This is a genomic window from Actinocrinis sp., assembly GCF_035650855.1.
Taxonomy (GTDB): domain Bacteria; phylum Actinomycetota; class Actinomycetes; order Streptomycetales; family Catenulisporaceae; genus Actinocrinis.
In genome coordinates, this window is sequence record NZ_DASRGV010000264.1 from 1 (window position 1) to 3,240 (window position 3,240).

The 3,240-nt window shown below is 68.9% G+C and carries 2 protein-coding genes and 1 pseudogene; 1 reads left to right on the forward strand and 2 read right to left on the reverse strand.

Annotation, left to right across the window (positions count from 1 at the left end; all coding sequences use genetic code 11):
* Positions 1–141: 141 nt before the first annotated feature.
* Positions 142–532: pseudogene (locus VFB40_RS28655) on the reverse strand (VOC family protein).
* Positions 533–592: 60 nt separating this feature from the next.
* Complete coding sequence (locus tag VFB40_RS19165) at positions 593–1,618, reverse strand: LacI family DNA-binding transcriptional regulator (RefSeq protein WP_324852580.1); 1,026 nt, start codon at positions 1,616–1,618, stop codon at positions 593–595.
* Positions 1,619–1,943: 325 nt separating this feature from the next.
* Here VFB40_RS19165 and VFB40_RS19170 point away from each other — a divergent pair, with 325 nt between their 5' ends.
* Complete coding sequence (locus VFB40_RS19170; protein WP_324852582.1) at positions 1,944–3,239, forward strand: extracellular solute-binding protein; 1,296 nt, start codon at positions 1,944–1,946, stop codon at positions 3,237–3,239.
* Position 3,240 lies beyond the last annotated feature (1 nt).

Below are 3,240 nucleotides of genomic sequence, written 5' to 3' on the forward strand. Positions count from 1 at the left end.
ACGCCGAGCAAGAACAGCGCGATCAGCGTCAGGTAGAACGCGCCGCCGAGCACAGCGCGCAGCACGCTGGGGTCGCCGATGCTGACGCCGTGTTTGCCGAGCATCGCCTGGCCGACGGTCAGGTCGGCGGCATCGCTGTGGTCAGGCATGCTTCCCATTGTCGCGGGGGCCAGAGTCGGGTGCGGTGATCCCGACGGCCTGAAGGTTTCGCGCGGCCGGGCTGGTCGGGTCGAACGGCTTCGCCGCGGTGAAGACGATCCGCACCTTCTCGGGCGTGATGACCTCCACATCGCGGGTATTCCAGGGAGTGTCGCGCGGGTCACTGACCGAGCCCGAGCCGGCCGGGGATGCTGAAGAGTTCGAAGAAGCCCAGCCCGCGAGTCCAGAAATTCACTGACGCGGCCAAGTCGCTCGTCGGGATGGTCAAGAATGCGGGCATGCCGTATATGCCCCGGAACGGTTCTGGCGCGACTGCGTCAGGACCGGCGGCGGGGACCGGGCTCATCTCGAATGCGTTGTAGTAATCGCTCACGCGCCCAACCCTCGACCCTGACGCGACGTGAGGGTCAAGCGCACGTCGGCGACGCCCGCCTCACCCGCCCGGCGCCGCGGTCGACTCACGAACCACCAGGTCGGTCGCGAGTGACACGTGGGTGGACTCCGGCTCCTCGTTGCGGATCAGCTGGATCAGCGTCCTGACCGCCCGCTCCCCCATCGTCTGGATCGGCTGGTTCACGGTGGTCAGCCGGGGCGTGCAGAGGACTGACTCCGGGATGTTGTCGAAGCCGACCACCGACAGGTCCTGCGGGACGCGCAGCCCGAGTTCGCGCGCCACCGAGATGGTCGCGATGGCGCTGACGTCGTTGGCCGCGAAGACCGCGGTGGGCCGGTCCGGCCGGTCCAGCAGCGCGCGGGCCGCGTCTGCCGAAACCTGCGCGACGTAGCCGCCGACCAGGATCAGGCCCTCGTCGACCGGCACGCCGGCCGCGGCCATCGCCCGCCGGAAGCCCTGCTCGCGCAGCTTCGCCGACTCCAGGTCGGGCCGGCCGCCGAGCAGCGCGATCCGCCGGTGGCCGAGCGCGATCAGGTGCTCGGTGGCCAGCGCGCCGCCGTGCAGGTTCTCCGAGTCGATCGTCGGCACGTCGTGCGAACCGGTGTGCGGGTCCACCGCGACCACCGGCGCGTCGGACTGCACCTCGACGACCGTCGGGGTGACCAGGATCGCGCCGTCCACGAGCGTGCCGTTCAGCCGTGACAGGTATCGACGCTCCCAGCCCACGTGCTCTGACATGCGGTCGGACACGCGGCCGCCCGCGCTGTAGATCACCAGCTCATACCCGGTGTTCCGGATCGCCGCCGCGATGCCCTTCAGCAGTTCCGTGCTGAACGGTTCCAGGTCGGTGACCAGCACGCCGATCACGTTGGTGCGGTGGTTGCGCAGGCTTTGCGCCACCAGGCTGGCCTCGTAGCCGAGCTCGTCGATGACGTCTTGCACCCGCCGCACCGTCGCCGCGGCGACGCCGTACCGCCGATTGATGACCTTGGACACCGTCGCGACGGACACTCCGGCGCGTTCGGCGACGTCGCGGATGGTGACCCGCGTACTCGGCTGCCACACGCCGCCACCCTAGTCATGAAAAACGTTATCGACAACGATTGACAACCCCCCGGCCGGGCGCGCAAACTCGGGTCGTTTCCCGGCTCCGCTCGGCGCCGGGCGACCTCAGCGTCCGCATCCGAGCCGATCCGGCGCGGTCCGACCACCTACCCGACCGAGCCCGGCTCGCCGGGTCGAAGCGCGGACCGGCTCCGGACCACACCGAGGCGGCCACACCACGAGTTCCATCCGCAGCAGCACGAACCACCAGCCCGGCCGGCCGCGGTCCAACGGCCCGGCGGGGCGGGCTCAAACCCGATCTCGAGACGTATCAGGGGTTTCCACGATGGTGAGGAAAACGCGCGGCGCGACGGTAGTCGCGATCGGCTTGGGCGTCACACTGGCTGCGGCCGGCTGCGCCGGCGGCAGCTCCGGCGGCGGCGGCTCGACCGGCGGCAAGGTCACGGTGACCTTCTGGGAGAACGCGACCAACGGCCCGGACGGCATGACGTTCTTCAACAACGCCGCGAAGCAGTTCGAAGCGGCGCACCCGAACGTCACCATCCAGTACCAGACCATCCAGAACGAGAACCTCGACGGCAAGCTGCAGACCGCCCTCAACGCGAACAACGCGCCGGACATCTTCCTGCAGCGCGGCGGCGGAAAGCTGCAGGCCGAGGTCGACGCCGGCCAGTTGCAGGCGATGAACCTGAGCGCCGCGGACCAGGCGAACGCCGGGGCGTCGGCACTGAGCGCCGAGACGATCAACGGCCAGGTCTACGGGATGCCGTTCGACACGCAGCCCGAGGGCATCTACTACAGCAAGAACCTCTTCCAGCAGGCCGGCATCACCTCGACGCCGACGACCATCGACGAGCTTGAGACCGATGTCGCGAAGCTGAAGGCGATCCACGTCGCGCCGATCGCGGTCGGCGCCAAGGACGCCTGGCCGGCCGCGCACTGGTACTACAACTTCGCGCTGCGCGAGTGCAGCCAGAGCACCATGGCGAGCACCACCAAGTCGCTCAAGTTCACCGACCCGTGCTGGACCAAGGCCGGCACCGACCTGTCCGCGTTCCTGAAGGTCAACCCGTTCCAGAACGGCTTCCTCACGACCGCGGCGCAGCAGGGCGCCGGCTCGTCGGCGGGCCAGATCGCCAACCACAAGGCCGCCATGGAGCTGATGGGCAGCTGGGACCCCGGAGTGATCAGCAGCCTGACTCCGGACCAGAAGCCGCTGCCCGACCTGGGCTGGTTCCCCTTCCCCGCCGTGTCCGGCGGCCAGGGCGACGCGAGCGCCATCGTGGGCGGCAACACCGCGTTCTCGCTGTCCAAGAACGCGCCGAAGGAGGCCTTCCAGTACCTGGAGTTCCTGCTGACCAAGGACCAGCAGGAGGCCTACGCCAAGGCCTTCCAGTCGATCCCGGTGAACCAGCAGGCCCAGGACGTCGTCACCGCGCCCTACAACATCTCGGCGCTGCAGGCGGCGAATAAGGCAGCTTACTCGATAACCTTCCTCGACACGCTGTTCGGCCTGAACGTCGGCAACGCCATGAACGCCGCTGTGGTGAATCTGATGGCCGGCAAGGGCAGCGCCGCCGACATCGTCTCGCAGACCAACGCCGCCGCCGCGAGAGGCTAAG

What these genes read in the sequence shown, in the direction of transcription:
- VFB40_RS19170 (WP_324852582.1), top strand. Translation starts at nt 1,944, where the DNA reads ATGGTGAGGAAAACGCGCGGCGCGACGGTAGTCGCGATCGGCTTGGGC.